Genomic DNA, 22,304 nt, shown 5'->3' on the forward strand with positions numbered 1-22,304 from the left:
GCCGCATCGGAGGTCGGCACGGCGTCGCTTCGTAACGTGTCCGCCGATCCCGGGTAGGGGCAGGCCACGGGGAGGCCGAAGGGCATTCCCACATACGCCGTGGTCCCCTGGCCGGGCGTGCTTTCCAGGGCCGCCGAACCGCCCATGCATTCCACGATCCGCCGCACCACGGCCAGTCCCAGCCCCAGCCCCTGGTGGCGGCGCGACGAGGAGCCGTCGGCCTGGATAAACGGCACGAACACCCCGGCCAGCTTGTCGTCCGGGATGCCGATGCCCGTGTCCGACACCATGAAAAGCAGGGTGATCTGCTCCCCGGTGCGGCCAAAGGGCAAGGCCTGCACCTCCAGGCGCACGTTCCCCTTGTCGGTGAATTTGACCGCATTGCCCATGAGATGGAACAGGATCTGACGTAGCCTGGCCCCGTCGCCGATCAGGCAACCCGGGACGCTTTCGTCCACCGTGCAGGTCAGCGTGAGTCCCTTGTGGGTGGCCCGGTGGCGGAAGGCCTGGAGCACGGATTCGGCGATCTCGCCGGGGGAGAAGGCCTTGGCGGTGAATTCGAGGCCTGCGCAGCGCACCCGGGTGAATTCCAGGATGTCGTTTAAGACCCACAGCAGGGTACGGCTGGAATCCAGGGCCGTTTCCACGCAGTCGCGCTGCTCGGCGGTCATCTCGGTGGTGGCCATGATTTGCAGCATGCCCAGGATGCCGTTTAAGGGGGTGCGCAATTCGTGGCTGATGTTGGCCAGAAATTCGCTCCGGGCGACTTCCAGGGGTTGGGCGGGATCGTCAATGCATTCGCGCAGTCGAATCTTGAGTTCGACGTTTTCCCGGCGCAACAAGTCGACCAACGGGGATGGCGCGGCGGCGCCGGGCGGATGTTCAGCCTTCATGCATACTCCACTTCCGTCAGATAGCCTGGGCGCACAAAACATGCAAGATTATATATGCGGTTACTCGACTTTCCTGGTTTGCAAAAAAAAGTGTGGCGCAATGGGGGGTTGCCGACATGGACGGGACAGGGGCGGCGAGGGCGGGGGAGACCTGAGCCGTCAGGAGTGAAACGGAAAACGCCGCGCGTCTGGGCAATTGATTGGGCCAGATTTTTGGAATAGGGTGCGCCACCACATTTCAAACCCCGGGAGCCATGGACATGAAGGATACCTCCTTTGCCGAATTGACCCTTTTCATCACCGGTCCCACGTTCATCCGGCCGCAGGTCCGCCAGGCCGGTCTTCTGCCGGAATTCGGGCACCGCGACACGGAAAACAACCTGCGCTTCCAGCCCATCATGACCAACTTGAAAAAGCTGGCCGGGGTGGGCGACGACCATCAGGTCATCATCTTCAACGGCAGCGGCTCCACGGCCATGGAGGCCTCCATCCGATCCCTGGCGGCCGATGGCGAGACCGTGCTCAACGCCTCCGTGGGGGCGTTTGGCGACCTGTACCACAAGATGGCCGTGGTCAACGGCAAAAAGGCCGTGCAACTCAAGTTCGAGCCGGGTCGGGCCATGGATCTTGCCGTTTTGGAGGCGGGCATCAGTGAGCACAAGCCCGCCGTGGTGACCATCACCCACAACGAGACCTCCACCGGCGTGACCAACGACATCGTGGCCGCCTGCAAGATCATCCGCAAAAGCGGAGCCCTGGCCCTGGTGGACGGGGTGAGCATCTTCGGCGGCGCGGCCTGCCCCATCGCGGAGAGCGGCTGCGCCATGTACAGCACCTCCACCCAGAAGTCCCTGGGGCTTCCGGCCGGGTTCGGCATCGCCTTCGTCACCGCCGAGGCCGTGGACAAGGCCGGTAAGGTGGCGAACCGGGGCCATTCCTCGGACATCCTGGGCCAGCTCGGCCGGGCCGGGAAGTTCCAGACCCTGACCACCCCCAACTGCACCCTGGCCAACCAGATGTTCGTGCAGCTCGACTACATCGTCAATGAAGAGGGCATCGAAAACCGGTTCGCCCGCCACGAGACCATGCGCGGCATGGTGGCCGATTTCGTGTCCGGACTGCCCGGCTATGAGCTTTTCGCCCAAAAGGGGCATGGTTCGGCCACCCTGACCACGGTGCGCGCGCCCAAGGGGATCTCCGTCAAGGATCTAAAGGCCGTCAAGGAAGTCATGCGGGCCAAGGGCTACCTGTACGATCCGGGCTACGGCAAGCTCAACGAGCAGCTTGAGAAGGACGGCAAACAGCCGATTTTCCGCATCGGGCACATGGGCGACATCACGCCCGCGATGCTTGAAACCTATCTTGCGGATCTGAAATCGTCCCTGCCCACGGCATAGAGGGTTTGGGAAACGGGCGTCCCTGGAAGGCGACGCCCGTTTTTTCGCCGCGTCCATCCCGCCCTGTCCCGGGGGGAGAGACCGGCGGGCGGCGAAACGCGGGCCGCCGAAAGGACGTTCAATGGGGGGGTGACCGGACGCAGGGCCTTTCGTCCGGGTGGCGCAGGCACTTTCAACCGACGATGGGAGCATCCATGAAGATATTGGCCAACGACGGTCTGGTGGAAGAAGGGATTCAATATCTGCACAAAGAGGGCTTCGAGGTCGACACGGTCAAGCGCGACATCGACGACCTCATCGGCGACATCAAGGATTTCGACGCCCTGTTGGTGCGCAGCGCCACCAAGGTCACCCGGGAGGTCATCGAGGCCGGGACCAGAAACGGCGGCAAGCTCAAGGTCGTGGGCCGGGGCGGCGTGGGCACGGACAACATCGATCTGGTGGCCGCCCGGGAAAACGGGGTCATCGTCAAATTCGCGCCCAACGGCAACACCAACGCCACGGCGGAACACGCCCTGGGGCTGATGCTCGGCGTGGCCCGCAAGGTGCCCTTCGCCCATGCCACCCTCAAGGCCGGAACCTGGCACAAGAAGCGTTTCCAGGGCGTGGAGCTCATGGGCAAGACCCTGGGCGTCATCGGCTGCGGCCGCATCGGCCAGGCCCTGGCGGCCAAGGGCAAGGCCCTGGGCATGAAGGTGGTGGGCTACGACGTGTACCGCAAGTTGGATTCCGACGTGGAATATCTGGACACCGTGGACGATGTGTTCAAGGCTGCGGATTTCCTGTCCCTGCACACCGGCGGCCGGGAGACGCTGATCGGGGCGCGGGAACTCAAGCTCATGAAGAATACGGCCTTCCTCATCAACGCCTCCCGGGGCGTGAACGTGGACGAGGACGCCCTGTACGACGCCTTAAAAAGCGGGGAGATCGCCGGGGCGGCCCTGGACACCTACCGCAAGGAGCCCAAGCGCGAAGGCGAGCCCTTCGTCAACAAGCTCATGGAACTGGACAACGTGTTGTTCAGCGCCCACCTGGGGGCCTCCACCCGCAACGCCATGCGCCGCACGGGCCTGGAGATCGCCGAGGTGGTGGCCAAGTATCTGCGCCTGGGGGATTTCAACCAGTCGGTGAACGCCGGGCAGACCGTGGAGGAAGAGGGTCGGGAGATCTACACCATCTTCATCACCCACGAGGACAAGCCGGGCATGTTCGGCAAGTTCGGCATGGCCTTTGGCGAGATGGGGGTGAACATCCGCGAGAACAACTCCAGAAAGCTCAACGAGCATGTGCAGACCGTCTACGTGGTGCATCAAAAGCCCACGCCCGAGGTCTGTGAGCGCATCGGGGCCATCGAAGGCGTCAAAAGGGTCGTGTATTAGGGCCTTGCGCCATATTCCCGCAAAAGGGCCGCTTTCGCGGCCCTTTTGCTTTGCGAGACGATCAATGCATTTCCTCGGGCAGTCCCGGGCAGTTTCTTGATCATGCGGGCGCCACGTCCGATTCAAGCTCGTCGAGCCTGTTGTTGATTTTCGCCATGATGCTCTGGAGCGCGGAAAGATCAGCCTCGTGCAGATCCGCGTAGATCTTACCCGCAAAGCCCTGCACCAGCGGAAACAGCTCCTTGCGGGCCTGCCGCCCGGCCTCGGTCAGATGGATGCGGAAGGTGCGCCGGTCGCTGGCGTCCTTGCGCCGCTGGGCCAGCCCCTTTTTCTCCAACAGATCCAGGATGCGGGTGATGGTGGTGCGGTCCTTGACGGTGCGATCCGCCAGCCCGCTCTGGGTCAGGCCTTCCTCCCGCCACAGGCACAGAAGCACCCCCCACTGCTCGGGGGTCACGTCCAGGCCGTTCTCCAGAAAGAGCCGGCGCAGGTTCAGGCGCATGCGCATGGCCGTGCGGCTGATGAGAAATCCCGGGGCTTGTTCCGGATCGTAGACGTAGACGTCGTCAAGGCCGGGTTGATTTTGGTCCATGGTCACCTCGCGCGGCAGGAGGCTGGTTTGGCGGGGCTGCCCTCCCGGCCGCATAATATGGTATACCAACAATATGCCTGCCAACAAGCATGGTCAAGTGGCGTCGGCCCCGGCCACCATGCGCCGCACCCGGCACACCCCGCAGATTTCCCCGGAGGACGGATAACCGCACTCGGCGCAGGCCTGAAGCTCGCCGTAGCCCGCCTTGCCCGCAGCGGCGAAGGCCGGTCGGCCGGTGTGCAGGAAGTTTTCGTAGAAGGCCATTTTCGTCCCGGGGCTGGTCTGTTCCAGGTCGGCCAAAAGGCGTTTGTGGCTGGTGAAGCTGGCCCCGCCGCTGTAGGGGCAGGCCTCGTGCCAGTGGGTGATGCCGGAGAAAAAACAGTAGGCGGCGGTTTCGAATTCCGTCAGGCGGCACAGGGGCTTGACCTTGCGCACGAACAGGCCCTCGCCGGGAAGCGTCGGTCCCTGGCCGCCCAGGTAGGCCGCGTCCCAGCGCAGGGTGTTGGCGAAAAGCCGCGCCACCTCGTCGTCCAGGTTGTGCCCCGTGGCCATGGCCGCAAAGCCGTGTTCGAAGGCGAAACGATTGAACCAGTGGCGCTTGATCTTGCCGCACACGGAACAGATGGGGCGGCGCACGGTGCGTTTCACGTCCGGGATGGCCAGGCCGTCCGTGGCCGTCTCCACCACATGCAGGACATGGCCCCGGGTGCGGCAGAAGTCTTCCACGAAGGCCCGGATCGGCTCTGAAGACCCCGTAATCCCCAGGTCGATGTGCATGGCCTCCACCTGATAGCCCATCTCCCCCAGCACATGCATAAGGGCCAGGGAATCCTTGCCCCCGGACACGGCCACCAGCACCCGCTCGTCCGGGCCGAACATGCGGTGGCGGCGGATGGCGCGGGCCACCTGGGCCCGGAAGAAGTCCAGAAAGCATGTGGGGCAAAAACCCGTATGGTGGCTGGGCAGGGCCACCTGGGCCACCTCGCCGCAGCGGCGGCATTTCATGGGCGTGCTCCTTGGAGGGTGAGGGATCAGGCGATCAGAGGCCAAGCTCGCTGTGGGAGCCCAGACGGACCAGTTGCAGCGTTCCCGCGTCGGGCGTTCGGTAGATGAGCACCAAATCGGGGCGGATATGGCAGTCCCGGTGGTCCTTCCATTCCCCTGCGAGGGCATGATCCCGGTATTTTATGGGCAAGGGCAGGTCGGCGGCCAAAAGGGTCAGGACGGTGCGCAGGTCGTCATGAAGCGTGCCGCGATATGGCCCCGTGGTCTGGCGTTTGAAGTCGCGCTTGAACCGTGAGGTTCGCTCAATCGTCCGCATCCAGATCCGCCATGAGATCGTCCACTGTGGCGAATGAGGCGAGTTTGCCCCGCCGCGCCTCGCGCATGGCCTCAATGGTCTCCGCGTTGGGGGCCAGCGGTTCGAAGGGCAGGGTCTTTTCCCGAGCCACCCGGGTCAGCAAGAGCCGGAAGGCGTCGGACACGGTAAGCCCCATGGAGGCCAGGACCGTCGCGGCCTCCTCTTTGATGCGCCCGTCGATTCGGGCCCGGACCACTGCGTTTTCAGCCATGAGAGCACTTCCTTATTTGGGCTACATTGTAGCTCAAATAATGCCTGGAGAGGCCTGCGTCAACCCCGGCCGCCGTGACCCGCCAGGCGGCTCCGGCTCCCGCATCCCGGCGATCTTGACCCTTCTGTCTCTACGGCGTCACCCGCGCGACATGACCAGACGGACGGTAATGGTATCGCCGTAATGCAGGCGGCGATCCGGGGTGAGCAGCTCGCCGCCCCGGATGATCAGGGCGTCGTTGGTCCGAAGGCCCAGCTTGCCCAGAAGCTGGAGCACGGTGTTGATGCGGGGAAATTCGAGTGTCGAGCGTTTTGGCTCCATGTGCACGGTGATCATGGGGTCGTGGTAGCGTCGGGAGGCCTGGAAGCGCAAGGAGAAAACGGTGTTGACCGGCCGGATTTTTTGCCCCATAACATGAACGTGAGATGTGTGTGACTAAAACCGCAAGGAGCATGCCATGGGCGGTAAGATATTGGTTGTGGACGACGAAAAGCATATACGGATGCTGTACCAGGAAGAGCTTGAAGGCGAAGGCTACCAGGTGGTGACTTCGGACGGCGAGGAAGACATCCTGGAGCTCTTGGCCCGGGTCAAGCCCGAGGTGGTGGTTTTGGACATCAAGCTCGGGCCCAACCGCTCGGGACTCGATCTGCTCCAGGAGATTCGCGGCCAGGATCAGGCCCTGCCGGTGATCCTGAGCACGGCCTACGACAGCTTCCAGCATGATCTGAAGTCCATCGCGGCCGACTACTATGTGGTCAAGTCCGTGGATCTGGGTGAACTGAAGGGCAAGGTGGCCTTGGCCCTGGAGAAGGCCCGGGCCTCGGCTTAGATTTTTCACCAGGCTTGGTGGCGGCGCGCCGGAGCATCCCCCGGCGCGCCGTTTTGTTTGCGGAGGGTTTTGCTTGCCCGCCCGGATGGTTCGTGCTAGCCGCCATGCCCATGTCCTTTGATATCGCCTCCTATGTGCGCGAGATCGCGCTTCTGGCCGTGCCGCTTCTGGTGGCCGTCACCTTTCATGAGGTGGCCCACGGCTATGTGGCCTACCTGTTGGGCGACCCCACGGCCAAGGCTGCGGGGCGGTTGACGCTCAATCCCATAAAACACCTGGACCCCATGGGCGTTCTGGCCTTCCTGTTGACCCGGATGATCGGCTGGGCCAAGCCGGTTCCCGTGGACCCCCGCTATTTCAAGGATCCGGCCCGGGGGATGATCCTGGTTTCGGTGGCCGGCCCGGTCATGAATTTTGTCTTGGCCGTGGTTTTTTCCGTGCTCTTTCGGGTGACGGGCGGGCTGGCCGTGGCCTCCGAGGCCGGAAGCCTGGGGGCCATGATCTGGGAGCCCCTGGCCTATATGTGTCTGGCCGGGGTGACGGTGAATCTGGCCATCGGGCTTTTCAACCTGTTGCCCATTCCGCCCCTGGACGGCAGCCGCATCGTGGCCGGGCTTTTGCCGCCCCGGGCCGCGTATGCCTATCTGCGCTACGAGCGGTACGGCTTTTTTGTGGTCATCCTTCTGGCGGTGACCGGGTTATTGGGCAAGCTCCTGTTCCCGGCCATCATCTTCATGCGCGGCCTGATCCTGTAAGGGCGCGCGGCACCGTAAAACCACTTTGGACGGGAAAGCATGGGCGAGACGACGAACACCCGCATCGTATCCGGCATGCGGCCCACCGGGCCGCTTCATCTGGGGCACTATTTCGGCGTCCTGGCCAACTGGGTGGCCCTTGAGCGCGACCACGACTGTTTTTTCTTCGTGGCCGACTGGCACGCCCTGACCACGGAATACGCCGATCCGTCGCGGATCAAGGGATTTGTGCCGGAACTGGTCAAGGACTGGGTGGCCGGGGGGCTCGATCCCGAGAAGTGCGTGCTGTTCCAGCAGTCCCAGGTGCCCGAGCATGTGGAGCTCAACCTGTTCCTGTCCATGATCACGCCCGTGTCCTGGCTTGAGCGCTGTCCCACCTACAAGGACATGGTCAAGGAGCTTGCGGCCAAGGATTTGAGCACCTACGGCTTCCTCGGCTATCCGGTGCTCATGGCCTCGGACATCCTGCTCTACAAGCCCGGCGCGGTGCCCGTGGGCCAGGACCAGTTGCCGCACCTGGAACTGACCCGGGAGATCGCCCGGCGCTTCAACTACCTGTACGGCGAGTTTTTCCCGGAACCGGCGGCGGTTCTGACCCCGTCCCCCAAGCTGCCGGGCCTGGACGGCCGCAAGATGAGCAAGAGCTACGGCAACGCCATCGCCCTGGGGGAAGATCCGGCGTCCATGAAAAAGAAGGTCATGGGCATGCTGACCTGCGCCAAAAGGGCCCGCCTCAAAGACCCGGGCGACCCCAAGGAGTGCAACCTCTATCCGTACCATGAGCTTCTGACGGACAAGGCCCGGCTGCCGGAGATTGTGGACGGCTGCGTCAACGCCACCTGGGGCTGCGGGGACTGCAAGAAGCTTTTGGTGGAGAACCTGACGGCGTTTCTCACCCCGATCCACGCCAAGCGGGTGGAACTGGACAAAAACCCGGACATGGTGCGGGATATCCTGGCCTCGGGCAACGCCCGGGCCAAGGCCGTGGCCGAGCGCAACATGGCGGAACTCAGGGAGCGGCTGAACTTCAATTTCTAGGCTGCGTCCCATGCCATGGAACGCCCGGTCTGGTCGAACCCAGGCCGGGCGTTTTTTGCAGCGCGTGCGTCCGGTGCGGCGCGCAAAGGAGGAGGATATGATCCGCGACCTTCTGGCCATCTCTGCGGCCAACCAGCAAAAAGCCAGGGCCGTGATCGAGGACTGCGGCCTGTTCCCGGCCTGGGAGTCCGTGGGTGCCACGGTTAATCTGGTGGGCTCGGTGCGAACCGGCCTGTTGCTGCACAGGCGTGACATCGACGTCCACATCTACAGCGACCCCTTCGACATCGCCGCAAGCTTCGCCGCCGTGGCCAGGATGGCCGAACACCCCAGGCTCACCCGCGCCACCTACGCCAACCTGCTTCAGGCCGACGACACCTGCCTGGAATGGCATGCCTGGTTTACCGACATCCAGGGCGAATCCTGGCAGATCGACATGATCCACCTGCCTCCCGGTTCCCGGTATGCGGGCTATTTCGAGACCGTGGCCGAGCGCATCGAACGGGCCCTGACCCCCGAGACGCGGCTGGCCATCCTGCGTCTCAAGGACGTGATTCCGCCTGAGGCCGGGGTCATCGGCATCGAGATCTACCGGGCCGTCATTGAGGGCGGGGTGCGCGACGCGACGGACTTTGCCGCCTGGCGCGAGGCGCATCCCCGGGCGGAGATCGTGGACTGGATGCCGGGCGAGCCAGCCTGACGCCGCGTCCTGTGCCGCGTCGCGTCCGCCATGCCCAACCAGAAGGCATTCCGGACCATGCGTGATCCCGGCCGGGAGCCTCCGGTTCGGGCGGGGGGCCGATTATTTCCCAAAGGCTTGAGGGAGGGACATGTTGTCAGTTTGATATTGCAAATCATTTTCAATTATGAAAGTATCCCCAAAATACGTCGCAAGCATGGAGGATGTCATGGACAAAACGCATCGATCCCTGACCCGAAGTGGCTTTTTGTGGGTGATGGTGGCCGCCGGGTTTCTGCTTTTGGTTCTGGCGGCGGCACGCTGGCGGGAGAACGGCCCGGGGACGCTGGTCTGGTTGGCGGGATTTATGGCCATGTTCGTCATCCGGCTGCCGTACAGCATCCGCAACCGGAGAAACGCCATCGTCGAGGCCCACAAGGGCCCAGACGAAGTGATCCTCCTTTTCGCCATGTTCGCCACGATGATGCTTTTGCCCTTGGCGCATCTGGCCACGGGGTGCTTCGCCTTCGCGGACTATGCGTTGCCCGGAGGCGCCGTGGCGGCCGGGGCGTTTTTGCAGATCCCGTTTCTGATCATTTTCTGGCGGGCGCACGCCGATCTCGGCCGGAACTGGAGCCCGGGCCTGGAGATGCGCCAGGATCACACCCTGGTGACCCACGGCATCTACCGGCGCATCCGCCATCCCATGTACGCCGCGATCTGGCTGTCGGCCCTGGCCCAGCCGCTTCTGATCCAGAACTGGATCGCCGGGTTCCTGGTCCTTCCGGCTTTTGCCGCCATGTGGATCATCCGCGTGCCGCGCGAGGAGGCCATGTTGCGCCGCCGGTTCGCCCAGGCCTGGGATGGCTATTGCCAGCGGGCCGGGCGGGTGTTGCCGAGGTTCGGGACGCCGACAGGCAGAGACGGCTGACGCGGGACCGATCACACACAAGGGGAATCGCCCGGCCTGGGTTCAACCAGACCGGGCGTTTTCCATCCTGCGGGGGGCGTTACTGCAAGGTGCCGGTGCCGTCGGCGTGCAGGGTGATCTGGCTGGCCTTGCGGAAGTCCAGATTCTGGAAGGTCACCTGGCCGCCGTCGCCGTCTTGGGCGCCCAGATCCCAGTTGTTGGCCTCGCCGGAGATGTTGATCTTCAGCCCCTCGCCGGGTTTGAGGATGTCGTCTCCCAAAAGGTCCGGGCCCCAGTTGCCCGATTCGCTGGGCGACAGGGCCAGGGCGTGGATCTCGAACCCCGTGCCGTTCATGACCACGATCTCTTTGGCCATGGCTGTTCCGGCCAGCAGCATGGTCAACGCCGCCGCCAGGATCATCATCGTGAAAAATCTGTTCTTCAGCATGAATATACTCCGTTCCGGTTAGGTTTTCCTCCCAGGTGCAACTCGGCCCATGCCGCCCCTCGCCCAATGGCCATCCGTTGGCTGGTGCACGGGACGCAATCATGGAAAGCGAACGGGGAACAATCCGCCAAAAGGATGATTTTTTAGAGAAAAGCGCCTCCGCCGAAAGGATGAGCCGTGCCGTAACAGCCTTGAAAGATACAGCTATCTTGACAGAAAGGAGGATGCGGACTAGCGTTTTCGGGGCTGTCGCAGAGGACTCGGCCAGGCCGGGATGTCTTTCCGGGCCGAACCGCCGTGCGGCAGGGCTGGCGCATGGAGCTGCGGCTGCGTCATTTCACGACGCCTCCGGCGTGGTCCAGGCCGATCCCCTGTGGGATCGGGGGGCTGCCGTCGACGGCGAGACGTGTCGCGAGGTGGAGCATGGGAATTGAGCATGGTATTGAAGCTGCGGGAATCTGGCGGGCCGGGATGGTCCGGGGGCGCGGCGTGCGAATGCTCCTGGCGTTATTTTGTGCCGTAGTCTGGCTGTGGGGGGCGCCCGCCCGGGCTGACGAGGACTGCCGGTTTACGCCGGAAGAGGCCGAACGCTACCGTCTGGCCGCACCGGACCTTTTCATTGTCGATCTGCGCACCAAACGCGAGTTCGAGGTCAGCCATCTTCCCGGTGCGGTACACATCCCGGTCTTCGAGATGGATCAGCGGCTGGGCGAAATCCCCCAGGGAGGCAAAGTGCTCCTGTATTGCGGTTTCGGCGCCCGCTCCGTGCCGTATAGCCGGAAGCTGCGCGTCCTGCGTCCCGATCTGGCGCGGGTGTGCTGTATCGACGGGCGCCCCCTCCTTCCCGAGGAGTGATCGTCCCGGGCGAGGTGCGCCCGTTTTTCCATCTTGCATGGCGCTGCATCCGCGTCCACGCGACGCGTTCCCGGACGGCGGGACGGCTGCCGCCTTCCTTCGAGCGCCCGGCAGCGTCGGCGTACCGTGGCCTATTCTTCGCCCATGTACAGGGCCATGAGCACGTTGCGGCTGGCGGTGTCGGTCTTGCGCAGGATGTTTTTGACGTGGGTTTTGACGGTGCTCTCCGAGATATGCAGGGCCTCGGCCATGGCCGCTGTGCTCATCCCCCCCAGAATGTTCGCCAGCACCTCCGTCTCCCGGCTGGAAAGCCCATATTTCTGAACAAATCCGGCCTTTTTCCCGTTGCACGGCACATCTCCCGGCTCTTGCGTCGCGGCCGTGGCCTCGCGGGCGGGCGCCGTTTCCCTGGGCAGAAGCTCCGCTTTTGTGGGCGGTTCCGTCGCATGGGGCTGTGCCATCATCATCCGGGGCGGGGTCACGGGCAGAGGGAGCGCCAAGGCCGGAGCATGCCCGGCCAGGGACAGGGCGTAGCGGACCCGTGAGGACAGAAGGCCGAAGGAGGCGCACAGGAACGAGGAGATGAGGAGGATGAAGCCCGAACCCGGGTGGAAGGCGTTGAAAAAAAGCCACATGACCAGATAGGCCGCATGCTGGAGCAGATAGGGGGTGCAGACGACCAGACCCGGCAGCCGCATCCGGTCGGCGTGGCGGGCGAACACCAGGGTGAGAAACAGGAAGGCCCCGTGCCTGCCGATGATATCCAGGCCGAAGACGAGCCAGTACATGGGCGTGCTCTGGGACAGGACCGTCAGGGCCGGGGAGACGATGCAAAGTCCCAGACAGGCCAGGAAGAAACCGGCGCCGGCCCCGTAGCGGTCCAGGAGGCGTCCCAGGATCGGATAGGCCATCCAGACGTAGAGGCTGATCCCCCGGGGTATGGGCTGCGTGGCGCTGTCATAGCGATAAAAGATGAGATCGATGATGGAGTCCAGGAGGAAAAAAACGCTGGCGATGACCGCCAGATAACCCAGGGTCTGCATGGCCAGACGCTTGGGGCAGGGCGGCAGGAGGCGGCGTGGCGGCCGTTGCGCGTCGGCGCGCCGCCCCATGAGGGCCGCCGCCGTCACGATCCCCGTCAGGATCTGCACCACGCCGAGGAAGGTGTGCAGGGTGGAGCTGTCCAGCGGGTTGGCCTGGTCCACGTGCAGGAATATCCAGACCATCTCTGCCGCCGCCAGGCATGATCCCAGGGACAGGCCCAGGTTTTGGGCCGGGGCGTTGGCAAAAAGCGTCCGGAAGAGAAACGGCAGGGGAACCCCGGCAAAAAGGGCCGAGGCCGTGAACAGGATGCTCGCCGTGTCCCCGCTCCCCGGGGACAGGATGCACAGCGTCCCGCCCAGGCCCGAGGCGGCGATGAGGCCGAGGGCGATGCGGCGCAGGGTCCGCCGGGCGTCAGCGGAGTCGTGGGCGGGGTCTCGGGCCGGGGCGGCCGGATCGGGAACGCGTATCAGCGAGGCGGCCAGCACGCCTGCGATATTGGCGGCCAGAAGCGGGGCAAACGGGTGCGACAGCCCGGCAAAGGCCCGGCCGGCGGCGTAGCAGACATATTCAAACGTAAAAAACAGGGCCGTTCCAATGAGCGGCAGGAGGAGCTCTCTTCGCATGTGATGGGGGTGAGACGTTTTGTGGTTCGTTTTCAGGTTATGAACGAGAGGGACGCATGGCGGGGTCCGAGGCGGCGGCCAGGTGCGATATGGCCATTCCGGGGTATGGCATGGATGGCGACGCTCACCAGGCGGGCGACCCTATCCGATGTCGGACGTCCCGTCGAGAGGGGATGCGGCGATCCGTGAAAATTTTCACGTTCTCATGCTGCGGCCGGGGATGACGGCTGCGGGGGGCGCGGTTGCGGGCCGGTTTGACGCAGAGCCGACTGGCGGAGAAAATCGGCGTGCCGCAAAGCCACATCAGCGAATACGAGAAAAGCAAGCGCAAGGTTCCCCCTGCCAAGGCCGAGGAGCTCGCCGCCGTCCTGCATACCGTCGCCGGTCACTTTCAGCGCCGCGATTCGATCTGATCCGACCCACAACGTCATCGGGGCCGCCGCCCTGCCCGGGGCGGCAGCCCTCTACGCGCCGTCTCCTACTGCAACAACTCGCCGAAGTGTTTCCGGCGCAGGTCGTCCAGGGTTCCGTTGGACTTGGAGATCTCCAGGAACATGTCCAGCCATTGCCACAGGTCGAAGTCGCCTTTTTGCATGGCGATGCAAAACGGCTCGTAGGTGAAGGGGGTCAAAAGGGCCTTGGTGGCTTCGGGGTTTTGCTTGTGGTGCTTGGCGATGGAGATTTGATCGTAGAAAAAGGCGTCGGCCCGGCCGCTGACCACCTCCTGGACGCAGGCGGTTTCTTCCTTGAAGCGGTTGATGTGGGCCTTGGGAAAGCGTTTGGCGGCCACCAGGTCGGCGGTGGTGCCGGTCTTGACGGCGATGATCCGGTTGGGATCGTCCAGGGCGGCCACGGAGGCCAGGTTCGGGGCTTTTTTGGTGCTCGTCAGGGCGCACAGGCCGGTGGTGAAATAGGGCCGGGAGAAGGTGATGGTCTTGGCTCGCTCCAGGGTGCCGGTGACGCCGGAGATGATCAGGTCGATTTTTCCGGCCTGAAGGGCCGGGATGAGTCCGGTCCACTCCATGTCCTTGATGTCCAGCTCCACCCCGAGTTCCTTGGCGATCTGCCGGGCGATGTCCACGTCGAAGCCCACGGGGTCGCCTTTTTCGGTCACGTATTCGAAGGGCCAGAATTTGAGCTCCATGCCCACCACCAGTTTGCCACGCGCGATGACGGCGGCCAGCGTGCTGCCCGCGGCGATGTCGTAGGGGCTGGCGGCTGCTGCGGCGGCGGACCCGGGGCTGGTCAGGCAGATGCCGCAGCACAGGGTCAGGGCCACGAAGGACGTGAGGATGATGCGGATGAGACGGATCATGCGAAACCTCCATGTCGGTTGCGGTTGGAGGGATGATCCGCGCTTACCCGGGCCGACCCCGGGTCAGGCGGCGCGTCGTGAGGCGAAGGGTCAGCCGTGCCGGGCGGCGGCCTCCTGGTAGGCGGCGCGCACCGAGGCGAAGACCTCCCGGGGCGCGGCGTCGGCGGCGACAACCCGAATCCGGCCGCGATCCGCAGCGGCCAGGGCCAGATAGCCCTGGCGCACCCGGGCATGGAAGGCCAGGCTCTCGGCCTCGAAGCGTCCCTCGCTCACCTGGGCGCCCGTTTCCAGGTTGCGGGAAAGCGCCCGGCGCAGGCCGATTTCCGGGTCGATGTCGAGCACGATGGTCAAATCCGGGGCCAGCCCCCCGGTGGCCGTGTCGTTGAGCTGGTGCAAAAGCTCCGGCGAAAGGCCCCGGCCGTAGCCCTGGTAGGCCACGGTGGAGTCGGTGAAACGGTCGCACAGCACCGCCATGCCCGCCTCCAGGGCCGGACGCACCACCTCGGCCACATGCTGGGCCCGGTCCGCCAGATACAGGAAAAGTTCCGCCCGGTCGCACAGGTTTTTGGTCTCAAGGCTCAACAGGATGCGCCGCAGTTCCCGGCCGATATGGCTGCCGCCGGGCTCGCGGGTGACGACCACGCCCTGTCCCTGGCGGGTCAGCTCCTCGGCCAGAAGCCCGATCTGGGTGGTCTTGCCGGTGCCCTCTATGCCTTCAAAGGTAACAAACACTGGGTGGCCCCTTTGTCTTCGGGTTTTTTCGCCTCATCCTGGCGCGGGGCCCGGCGGGGATTGTAGAGGTAGCGTTCCAGGGTGCGTACGTAGGGGGACCAGGCGGCCTCGGGCTCGTCGTCGGCAAAGATCCCCAGGGTTTGGTTGAGCTTGGCGTCGATGTTGTCGGCGAAGTGCAAAACGAAAGCCTCGGGGGTCTTGGGCCTTTTGGGGGAGCCGAAGGCGTATTCCCCGTGGTGGCTGACCATGATGTGCTTGAAGTGCAGGATGAGTTCCGGGTCAAGGTCTTTGGCCTTGCGGAAAAAGGGCTCCAGGATCTCCATGCCCAGCACGATGTGCCCCAGAAGCCGCCCGGGGTCGGTGTAGTCCCGGGGAAACCCCGACGACAACTCCCAGGCCTTGCCCAGGTCGTGGAACGCGGCGGCGGGCAATAGCGTGTCCATGTCCAGGGCCGGGTAGCGGCCTCCGATGGCCCGGACCAGGCCGCACACGGACAGGGTGTGCTCCAAAAGGCCCCCCACGTAGGCGTGATGCACGCTCTTGGCCCCGGGCGCGGCCAGAAGCCGGGAGCGCACCTCGGGGTCGGTGAGCACCTTGCGGCAAAACCGCCGCCAGGGGGCGTGGCGGATGGCGTCCCGGCACAGGGCCTCCAGTTCCGCCAGCAGCTCCTCCGGAGGCACGGCGCTTGAGGCCGTAAAAAGCGGCAGCAGGGGGGCCAGTTCCTCGTCGGGCAGAAATTCCAGGCGGTCCACGGAGATCTGGGTCTTGTCCCGGTAGCTTCCGGCCATGCCCGTCACCCGCACCAGGGCGCCGGGGCGGATGTCCTGATACGTCTGGCTGGCCGGGCTCCAGATGCGGGCCTCCACGGCCCCGGAGGCGTCTTCCAGGGTCAGGGTCCAAAACGGCCCGTTTTTGGCCTGGCCGGACTTGGCGTCGGCGATGACGAACAGATCGTCCACGGGGCGGCCCGGGACGAGATCCTTGACGAAGGTGTTTTTTCCGCTCACGGTATGGTCAATCCATGGGGCATGGGGCCGTATCGGCGTTTTTTAACCCCGAAAGCGTGCCTTGATGCCGGACGCTTGTCAATCCGGGCGTCGCCGTGCGAGGGCTTTGGCGCGAGTCGGGGCGCCCGGTGGCGGGCCGTCGCCAAAACGCCACGGGAAAGGAATACGAGACAGGCGATGAAGATACTTTTGACCAATGACGACGGCATCCAGGCCGTGGGCATCCGGGCTTTGTACCGGGGCCTTTGCGAGGCCGGGCACGAGGTGCATGTGGTGGCCCCCATCACCGAGCAGTCGGCCGTGGGGCACGCCGTGACCCTGGCCTCGCCGCTTCGGGTGAAGGAGTTTCGCGAGAACGGCTTTTTCGGACTTGGGGTGTCGGGCACCCCGGCCGACTGCGTGAAACTGGCCCTGTCCGCGCTTTTGTCCGAGCCCCCGGAACTGGTCATGTCCGGCATCAACAGCGGGGCCAACGTGGGCGTGGACATCCTCTATTCCGGCACCGTGTCTGCGGCCACGGAAGGGGCTTTGGCGGGCTACCCGGCCCTGGCCGTGTCCGTGGACGACTACGCGCCGGTCGATTTGTCGGGCCAGGGGGCCTACGCCGCCGGATTCGCCGCCGCCGTGCCCTGGGCCGAGGTGCCGCGCGGCTGCGTGCTCAACCTGAATTTTCCCCGCCGCCCCATGTCCGAGTCCCTGGAGCTTCGGCTGTGCCCCCAGACCCAGGCCACCTACAAGGACTGGTTCGACGAGCGGACAGACCCGCGCGGCCGCACCTATTATTGGCTCGACGGGGTCATCCCGGGCAAAAGCGTGTCTCCGGGCACGGACCGGGATCTTCTGACCCAGGGGTACATCACCCTGACCCCCCTGCGGTTCGATTTCACCGATGGGCCGACCCTGCAACGCCTCAAAGGCCTCCTGGACGGAAAAGGCATTGATGCAGCGGGAGGCTGATCCCCTGTGCCGCATGCCGTAACCCGTTCAAGATTCAAGCGAAGGATGGGGCGGACGGTGCAGGGGGCCTCCGTTCGCCGGAAGGCCTGACGCTCCATGCGCCGCTCCAGTTCCCTCTTTCTCCCCTGATGATGCCTGCCGCATGAATCCTTGCGCGGTGAGAGTTTCTTTTTTCTGATATTGCGCGTAGTGTGCAACAACGGTTGACGGATTCCCGTCGAATATCCAGTCTGCGGTCAGATCAAGGAGATCGCGGCGCATGCCGTAAGCGAGCTATGATATGAAAATACTCGTGGTGGACGACTCCCGGTCTCAGACCATGCTCCTGGGCGGAATCCTGCGCGGGGCGGGATACGAGGATATCGTCGAGGCGCACGACGCCGTTTCCGCCCTGCGGATCCTGGAGGAGGGCGTGGGCAGAAACGGCGACTCCGATGTGGATCTGATCCTCATGGACATCGTCATGCCCGAAATGGACGGCATTGAGGCCACCAAGCGGCTCAAGGCCGATGAACGGTTCCGCGACGTGCCGGTGATCATGGTCACGGTGCGCGACGAGGTGGCCAGCCTGGAACGGGCTCTTGAGGCCGGGGCCAACGACTACATCAGCAAGCCCGTCAATCGTCTGGAGTTGTGCGCCCGGGTGCGCTCGGTGTTGCGGCTCAAGGAGGAGATCGACCGCCGCAAGGCCAGGGAGCGCGAGCTTGAGGCCCTGACCGAACGGCTGGAGCAACTCTCCAACCAGGACGGCCTGACCTCCGTGAGCAATCGGCGGCGTTTTGAGGAAGTCTACGACAAGGAATGGTTGCGGGCCCGGCGGGACAACATGCCCTTGGCCCTGCTCATGATCGATATCGATTTTTTCAAGGCCTTCAACGACACCTACGGACACCTGCGGGGCGACTGCTGCCTGAAGGCCGTGGCCGAGGCCATCTGCACGGTGCTCAAACGGCCGGGGGATTTTGTGGCCCGCTTCGGCGGCGAGGAATTCGTGGTCATCCTGCCCGCCACGGACGAGACCGGGGCCCTGGCCATTGCCGAGGAGATCCGCGAGAACGTGCGCAGCCTGGACATCGAGCACGCCAGTTCCACGGCGGCCGACCATATCACGGTGAGCATCGGGGCGGCCAGCGTGACCCCCCGGGTGGACCAGGGGGGCAAGGCCCTGCTGCTGGCCTCGGACGGCGCCTTGTACCAGGCCAAGACCAACGGCCGCAACCGGGTGGAAAAACGGGAGGTCCTGTGAACCGCGACGGTTTTCCCGTCTGCCGGGGCGCCCGGTGCGCGGGGCTTCCCCGGGCCGTATCCGCCAAGTTCCGGCCGGTCCTCGTTGCGGTGTTGGCCCTTGTGGCGGCCTGCGGCGGCAACGGCGACGACCCCGCAAGCCTGGTGCGGGCCGCACGCATCATTCCGGACTCGGGGATCAGCGTGGGGCAGGCCCTGGCCGCCTACGCCTATTTTTCCAATCCGGTCTGGGAAACCTATGTGAACGAGCAAAAGCAGACCATGGTCCGCTTCGCGGCCGAATACGACGTGGCCCGGGGGGCGGCCCAGTGCCCCGCCGTGGGGGCCGAGGTCAGGCCCGCCGCCCGGGTGTTCGTGACCCTGGTCTTCGTCGTGCAGGGCGACGGGGCCGTGGCCCTGGTGGAGACCGACATCGAGGCGTATTCCGCCACGGGGTATTCCGCCAAATATCTGACCGACCAGACCACGGCGGCCCGCATCGCCGCCGGAACTCCCTGCGTGGCCTGCATGGCCCTTTTCCTTCCCGCTTCGCTGTAATCCCGGGGCCGCGTCCGGCCCCGTCCTTTGGCCACGACATGACACCCCGAGAGGTCGCGCATGGATAGGCTTGCCGCTCAAATCGGCGTGGTTTTGCTGTGCATCCTGCTCAACGGATTTTTCGCCCTGGCGGAGATGGCCCTGGTGTCCGCCAACCGGCTGCGGCTTTTGGCCATGGCCAAAGCCGGGCGCCGGGGGGCGGCCAAGGCCCTGGCCCTGCTCGACCGGCCCGAGGCCTTTTTCCCCACGGTGCAGGTGGGCATCACCCTGGTGGGGGTGTTCACCGGGGCCTTCGGCGGGGCCACCCTGGCCGAACCCCTGTCCGGATATTTTGCGGGCATCCCGGCCCTGTCCGGATATGCCGCAGGCCTTTCGCTGGGGATCGTGGTGGCAGGCCTGACCTACCTGTCCATCGTGGTGGGGGAGCTTGTGCCCAAGCGGCTGGCCTTCGCCCACCCGGAGCTTTTGGCCGTGGCCTGCGCCCCGGCCATGTCCTGGCTCATGGCCGCGAGCACGCCGGTGGTGCGCCTTCTGGGCGGCTCCACGGACCTGCTGCTACGGCTTTTCGGCGTATCGGGCGCCCCGGGGCGGGAGATGACCGAGGAGGATCTGCGCGGCCTTCTGTCGGAAGCGGCCAGGACCGGGGTGCTGGAGCAGGGGGAGCGGCGCATGGTGGAGCGCATCATCCGGCTGGGGGATCGCCGGGTGGGGCTGTGCATGACCCACCGCCTGAAGGTGCGCTGGCTCGACGCCCAGGCCTCCCTGGAGCACAACCTGCGCGTGGTCATGGACAATCCCTATTCGCGCTATCCCGTGGCCCGGGAGGACATCAGCGCCATCATGGGGGTGGTGCGGGCCAAGGAGTTTCTGGCCGCCATGGCCGCCGGGGAGACGCCGGACCTGGCGAAGCTGGCCCACGATCCGGTCTACGTCCTGGAGAGCACCCGGGTGCTGACCCTTCTGGAGCGGTTCCGGACCCGGCCGGGCATGCGGTTTGCCGTGGTGGTGGACGAATACGGGGACGTGCAGGGCATCGCCACCCTGGGGGACATCCTGGAGGCCGTGGTGGGGGACATCGTCTCCCCGGACGAGGCCGAGGAACCGGCGGCCGTGCGCCGTGAGGACGGCTCCTGGCTTTTGGACGGGCTTTTGCCCGTGGACGAGGCCTTCGACCGTGTGGGGCTTGGCCTGGCCGCCCCGGAGGAGGCCCACCGCACCCTGGCCGGATTCATCCTGGCCCGGCTGCACTCGGCCCCGGCCATGGGGCAGGCCGTGGTTCACGCCGGATGGCGGTTCGAGATCGTGGACATGGACGGGCGGCGCATCGACCGGGTGCTGGCGACGCCCGCGCCGTAGCGGGAGCGGGGAAGGCCTCCGGCGGCCCAAGGGGGCCGCGCCCCCTTGGGAATCCCTAAGCGGGGGCATTATTTGCCCTTGGACGCCTTGATGGCCTCTTCCAGCTCCTCGAAGGTGGGACGGTGGCCGGTGGGGATGGCCCGGCGTCCGGCCTCCAGGGCCACGGGCGGCGGATTGCCGCCGACAAACGCCCCCAGCGCCGCCTTGACCACCAACAGCGTGGCCTCCACTTCCTTGGCCCGGTGCTCCATGTTCGCGGCCATGGGGCCTAAGAATCCGTAGCAGCCGAGCACGCCGAGCATGGTGCCCACCAGGGCCGCGCCGATGGAGTGCCCGAGCACCTCGGGCGGCTCGTTGAGCTTGCCCATGGTGATGACCACGCCGAGCACCGCGGCCACGATGCCCAGGCCCGGCAGGGCGTCGGCGGTCTTGTTCATGGTGTGGGCCGCGATCAGGGCCTCGTGGGCCGAGGCCTCGATGTCGGAGTCCATGATGTTGTCGAATTCGTGCTGTTCGATGTTCACCGTGGAGAAGATGCGCATGGTGTCGCACACGAAGCAGACTACGGCGGCGTTGTTCTTGTTTTTGGCGAACGCGCTGAAAATGGGGCTTTCCGTGGGATGCTCGATGTCCTTTTCGATGGCCACCAGCCCCTCGCGGCGGATCTTCATGAACAGCATGGAGAGCACCGTGAGCATCTCCAGATAGTAGCCCTTGCTGGTCTTCATGGACCCGAGGATGGCGAATAAGCTCTTGAAGACCTGTCCCAGCACCTCTTTCGGGGAACTGATGACCAGGGAGCCGAAGGCCCCGCCGAAGATGATCAGCATTTCCGCCGGGGCGGCTGAAAAAAGCAGGGAGAAGTTGCCTTTCTCAAAGAAAAAGCCCAGGCCCACGGCCCCAAGGACGATGACGACGCCGATTATGACGAACATGGTTCCGCCGGATGGTCGAGGTGGATGCGGAACAGGGGCCGTGTCGACGCGCCTGTCGCATCAGAACTGTTTTTCGGTGGCCTTATCATATATTTTGTCGATTTCCCGTTCAAGAAGATCGTTGGCCGAGGGCATAGGCGGCGGCGCGTCTGGCGCTGGCGCGGCCTCGGTTTGTTGGCCGTTTCCGGCTTGGCCCTGGGCAGTGCCGTCCTCGTCCGCCTGGCCGGGCTCGGGCTCCTGGAAAAGCAAAAGGCTGATGCGGCGGTTCCTGGCGTCCAGGGGGTCGGACGGGACATAGGGCATGGTGGCGGCGAACCCGGCCACCATGACGATGTTTTTTTGCGGAAAGCCGTCCTTGAGCATGAGGCGTCTGGCGGCCTGGGCCCGATCCGTGGACAGCTCCCAGTTGGTGTAGGCCTCGGTGCCGTAGGGGGCGGCGTCGGTGTGGCCCTCCACGATCACCCGCAGGTCGTCTTTTTTGAGCACCCCGGTGAGCGTGGCCAGGATGCGCTGGGCGTCGGGGGTCAGGACGGCCCGGCCGCGCTCGAAAATGGGCCGGTCCAGCTTGTCCATGATCTCGATGCGCACCTTGCCGTCCTCGGCCACCACGCTGACCTGGTCGGCCAGTTCCGGCAGGGTTTGGCGCAACTGGGCCTGGACCATCTCGGCCACGCGCTTTTGCTCGGCGGAAGGCCCTCCGGCCTCGGGCCCCACGCCCGTGCCGCCGCCCACCTCCGCCGCCGGGCCGTCGGGACGCTCCGACGAACTGCTGACCACGGCGGGCGGACCAAGGCCCCCGGTCTCCAGGGGGATGGCCCCGGGGCCTGGGGCCTCAAACAGGCTGAACTCGCGAAAATAGGTGGCGACCTCTTCCTGCTTCTCCTTGGGCGTCATGTTTAAAAGCCACATCAGCAGGAAAAAGGCCATCATGGCCGTGACGAAGTCGGCGTAGGCCACCTTCCACTGGCCGCCGTGCGCCCCCGCCTCGGACTTTTTGATCTTTTTGATGATGATCGGGGCCTTGTGTCCCTGTTCCGCCATGCCTCACCGCGTCCCTGGCCGCCCTGGGCGGCCGTTTGGGCAAAAACTATTCAAAACCCGTGCCAATTTAATGTGTTATGCTGGTGTACCCGGGAGCGGTCCCGGAGGCAAGACCAAAAAAAAGGGAACGGGCAAAAGCCCGCTCCCGAAAAAACCGCGCCAT

General features: G+C 65.0%; 27 protein-coding genes. 14 read left to right on the forward strand and 13 right to left on the reverse strand.

Annotated elements, in window-relative coordinates:
• On the reverse strand, positions 1-893 hold an 893-nt coding region (locus tag V3572_RS11780; RefSeq protein WP_332111191.1), incomplete at its 3' end, for an ATP-binding protein.
• Between the two features lie 260 nt (positions 894-1,153).
• Between V3572_RS11780 and V3572_RS11785 the strand changes: the two genes are divergently transcribed.
• Both V3572_RS11785 and V3572_RS11790 read left to right on the forward strand, forming a co-directional pair.
• Positions 1,154-2,290, forward strand: coding sequence for a pyridoxal-phosphate-dependent aminotransferase family protein (locus V3572_RS11785; protein ID WP_332111192.1), 1,137 nt, complete (start codon positions 1,154-1,156; stop codon positions 2,288-2,290).
• A gap of 194 nt (positions 2,291-2,484) precedes the next feature.
• Positions 2,485-3,669, forward strand: coding sequence for a phosphoglycerate dehydrogenase (locus V3572_RS11790; protein WP_332111193.1), 1,185 nt, complete (start codon positions 2,485-2,487; stop codon positions 3,667-3,669).
• 100 nt (positions 3,670-3,769) lie between these two features.
• On the opposite strand, the gene V3572_RS11795 is transcribed toward V3572_RS11790, so the two are convergent.
• From V3572_RS11795 to V3572_RS11815, 5 genes are all read right to left on the reverse strand, one after another.
• The gene (locus V3572_RS11795; protein ID WP_332111194.1) at positions 3,770-4,261 is read right to left on the reverse strand and encodes a MarR family winged helix-turn-helix transcriptional regulator; all 492 of its coding nucleotides are present in this window, start codon (positions 4,259-4,261) and stop codon (positions 3,770-3,772) included.
• 93 nt (positions 4,262-4,354) lie between these two features.
• A complete protein-coding gene (locus V3572_RS11800) occupies positions 4,355-5,266 on the reverse strand; it encodes an ATP-binding protein (protein WP_332111195.1) in 912 nt (303 codons plus the stop codon).
• Between the two features lie 34 nt (positions 5,267-5,300).
• Positions 5,301-5,582 carry a type II toxin-antitoxin system YafQ family toxin gene (locus tag V3572_RS11805; RefSeq protein ID WP_332111196.1) on the reverse strand — a complete coding sequence of 94 codons (282 nt, stop codon included), beginning with the start codon at positions 5,580-5,582 and terminating at the stop codon, positions 5,301-5,303.
• Positions 5,569-5,832, reverse strand: a complete 264-nt coding sequence (locus V3572_RS11810) for a type II toxin-antitoxin system RelB/DinJ family antitoxin (RefSeq protein ID WP_332111197.1) — start codon at positions 5,830-5,832, stop codon at positions 5,569-5,571. Before V3572_RS11810 ends, V3572_RS11805 begins: the two co-directional genes overlap by 14 nt.
• 138 nt (positions 5,833-5,970) lie before the next feature.
• A complete protein-coding gene (locus V3572_RS11815; RefSeq protein ID WP_442877381.1) occupies positions 5,971-6,243 on the reverse strand; it encodes a hypothetical protein in 273 nt (90 codons plus the stop codon).
• Positions 6,244-6,289: 46 nt separating this feature from the next.
• On the opposite strand from V3572_RS11815, the gene V3572_RS11820 reads away from it, so the two are divergent.
• The 5 genes from V3572_RS11820 (at position 6,290) to V3572_RS11840 (ending at position 10,067) form a co-directional block, all read left to right on the forward strand.
• Positions 6,290-6,664, forward strand: a complete 375-nt coding sequence (locus V3572_RS11820) for a response regulator (protein WP_163300741.1) — start codon at positions 6,290-6,292, stop codon at positions 6,662-6,664.
• A 104-nt stretch (positions 6,665-6,768) separates the two neighbouring features.
• On the forward strand, positions 6,769-7,419 hold the full coding sequence (locus tag V3572_RS11825; RefSeq protein WP_332111252.1) for a site-2 protease family protein: 651 nt from the start codon (positions 6,769-6,771) through the stop codon (positions 7,417-7,419).
• Positions 7,420-7,458: 39 nt separating this feature from the next.
• Positions 7,459-8,457 (forward strand): tryptophan--tRNA ligase, encoded by a 999-nt coding sequence (gene trpS / locus V3572_RS11830; RefSeq protein ID WP_332111199.1) that lies wholly within the window; start codon positions 7,459-7,461, stop codon positions 8,455-8,457.
• Positions 8,458-8,554: 97 nt separating this feature from the next.
• Positions 8,555-9,157: a hypothetical protein gene (locus V3572_RS11835; RefSeq protein ID WP_332111200.1), complete on the forward strand. Its 603-nt coding sequence runs from the start codon at positions 8,555-8,557 to the stop codon at positions 9,155-9,157.
• Positions 9,158-9,365: 208 nt separating this feature from the next.
• Complete coding sequence (locus tag V3572_RS11840) at positions 9,366-10,067, forward strand: protein-S-isoprenylcysteine O-methyltransferase (protein ID WP_332111201.1); 702 nt, start codon at positions 9,366-9,368, stop codon at positions 10,065-10,067.
• 79 nt (positions 10,068-10,146) lie between these two features.
• Here V3572_RS11840 and V3572_RS11845 read toward each other — a convergent pair whose 3' ends face one another.
• Complete coding sequence (locus V3572_RS11845; RefSeq protein WP_332111202.1) at positions 10,147-10,494, reverse strand: hypothetical protein; 348 nt, start codon at positions 10,492-10,494, stop codon at positions 10,147-10,149.
• A 224-nt stretch (positions 10,495-10,718) separates the two neighbouring features.
• On the opposite strand from V3572_RS11845, the gene V3572_RS11850 reads away from it, so the two are divergent.
• Both V3572_RS11850 and V3572_RS11855 read left to right on the forward strand, forming a co-directional pair.
• Entirely contained in the window at positions 10,719-10,928 is a 210-nt protein-coding gene (locus V3572_RS11850; RefSeq protein WP_332111203.1) for a hypothetical protein, read from the forward strand.
• Complete coding sequence (locus V3572_RS11855; RefSeq protein WP_332111204.1) at positions 10,918-11,349, forward strand: rhodanese-like domain-containing protein; 432 nt, start codon at positions 10,918-10,920, stop codon at positions 11,347-11,349. The genes V3572_RS11850 and V3572_RS11855 overlap by 11 nt, the downstream gene beginning before the upstream one ends.
• 131 nt (positions 11,350-11,480) lie before the next feature.
• On the opposite strand, the gene V3572_RS11860 is transcribed toward V3572_RS11855, so the two are convergent.
• Complete coding sequence (locus tag V3572_RS11860; RefSeq protein WP_332111205.1) at positions 11,481-13,016, reverse strand: helix-turn-helix transcriptional regulator; 1,536 nt, start codon at positions 13,014-13,016, stop codon at positions 11,481-11,483.
• 227 nt (positions 13,017-13,243) lie between these two features.
• Here V3572_RS11860 and V3572_RS11865 point away from each other — a divergent pair, with 227 nt between their 5' ends.
• Positions 13,244-13,429, forward strand: a complete 186-nt coding sequence (locus V3572_RS11865) for a helix-turn-helix domain-containing protein (protein ID WP_332111253.1) — start codon at positions 13,244-13,246, stop codon at positions 13,427-13,429.
• Positions 13,430-13,494: 65 nt separating this feature from the next.
• Here V3572_RS11865 and V3572_RS11870 read toward each other — a convergent pair whose 3' ends face one another.
• From V3572_RS11870 to V3572_RS11880, 3 genes are all read right to left on the reverse strand, one after another.
• Complete coding sequence (locus tag V3572_RS11870; protein WP_332111206.1) at positions 13,495-14,331, reverse strand: transporter substrate-binding domain-containing protein; 837 nt, start codon at positions 14,329-14,331, stop codon at positions 13,495-13,497.
• Between the two features lie 90 nt (positions 14,332-14,421).
• Entirely contained in the window at positions 14,422-15,063 is a 642-nt protein-coding gene (gene tmk, locus V3572_RS11875; RefSeq protein ID WP_332111207.1) for a dTMP kinase, read from the reverse strand.
• Positions 15,039-16,070: a 3'-5' exoribonuclease YhaM family protein gene (locus V3572_RS11880; protein WP_332111208.1), complete on the reverse strand. Its 1,032-nt coding sequence runs from the start codon at positions 16,068-16,070 to the stop codon at positions 15,039-15,041. Before V3572_RS11880 ends, tmk begins: the two co-directional genes overlap by 25 nt.
• A gap of 177 nt (positions 16,071-16,247) precedes the next feature.
• Here V3572_RS11880 and surE point away from each other — a divergent pair, with 177 nt between their 5' ends.
• The 4 genes from surE to V3572_RS11900 all read left to right on the forward strand — a co-directional run bounded on the left by surE (position 16,248) and on the right by V3572_RS11900 (position 20,165).
• On the forward strand, positions 16,248-17,027 hold the full coding sequence (gene surE / locus V3572_RS11885; protein ID WP_332111209.1) for a 5'/3'-nucleotidase SurE: 780 nt from the start codon (positions 16,248-16,250) through the stop codon (positions 17,025-17,027).
• A 280-nt stretch (positions 17,028-17,307) separates the two neighbouring features.
• Positions 17,308-18,273, forward strand: coding sequence for a GGDEF domain-containing response regulator (locus V3572_RS11890; protein WP_332111210.1), 966 nt, complete (start codon positions 17,308-17,310; stop codon positions 18,271-18,273).
• Positions 18,270-18,809 carry a hypothetical protein gene (locus V3572_RS11895; RefSeq protein WP_332111212.1) on the forward strand — a complete coding sequence of 180 codons (540 nt, stop codon included), beginning with the start codon at positions 18,270-18,272 and terminating at the stop codon, positions 18,807-18,809. Before V3572_RS11890 ends, V3572_RS11895 begins: the two co-directional genes overlap by 4 nt.
• A gap of 60 nt (positions 18,810-18,869) precedes the next feature.
• Positions 18,870-20,165 (forward strand): hemolysin family protein, encoded by a 1,296-nt coding sequence (locus tag V3572_RS11900; protein WP_332111213.1) that lies wholly within the window; start codon positions 18,870-18,872, stop codon positions 20,163-20,165.
• A 68-nt stretch (positions 20,166-20,233) separates the two neighbouring features.
• On the opposite strand, the gene motA is transcribed toward V3572_RS11900, so the two are convergent.
• The gene (gene motA / locus V3572_RS11905) at positions 20,234-21,100 is read right to left on the reverse strand and encodes a flagellar motor stator protein MotA (RefSeq protein ID WP_332111214.1); all 867 of its coding nucleotides are present in this window, start codon (positions 21,098-21,100) and stop codon (positions 20,234-20,236) included.
• A 60-nt stretch (positions 21,101-21,160) separates the two neighbouring features.
• Positions 21,161-22,141, reverse strand: coding sequence for a flagellar motor protein MotB (locus tag V3572_RS11910; RefSeq protein WP_332111215.1), 981 nt, complete (start codon positions 22,139-22,141; stop codon positions 21,161-21,163).
• Positions 22,142-22,304 lie beyond the last annotated feature (163 nt).

This window comes from Desulfolutivibrio sp. (assembly GCF_036584575.1).
Lineage (GTDB): Bacteria > Desulfobacterota > Desulfovibrionia > Desulfovibrionales > Desulfovibrionaceae > Desulfolutivibrio.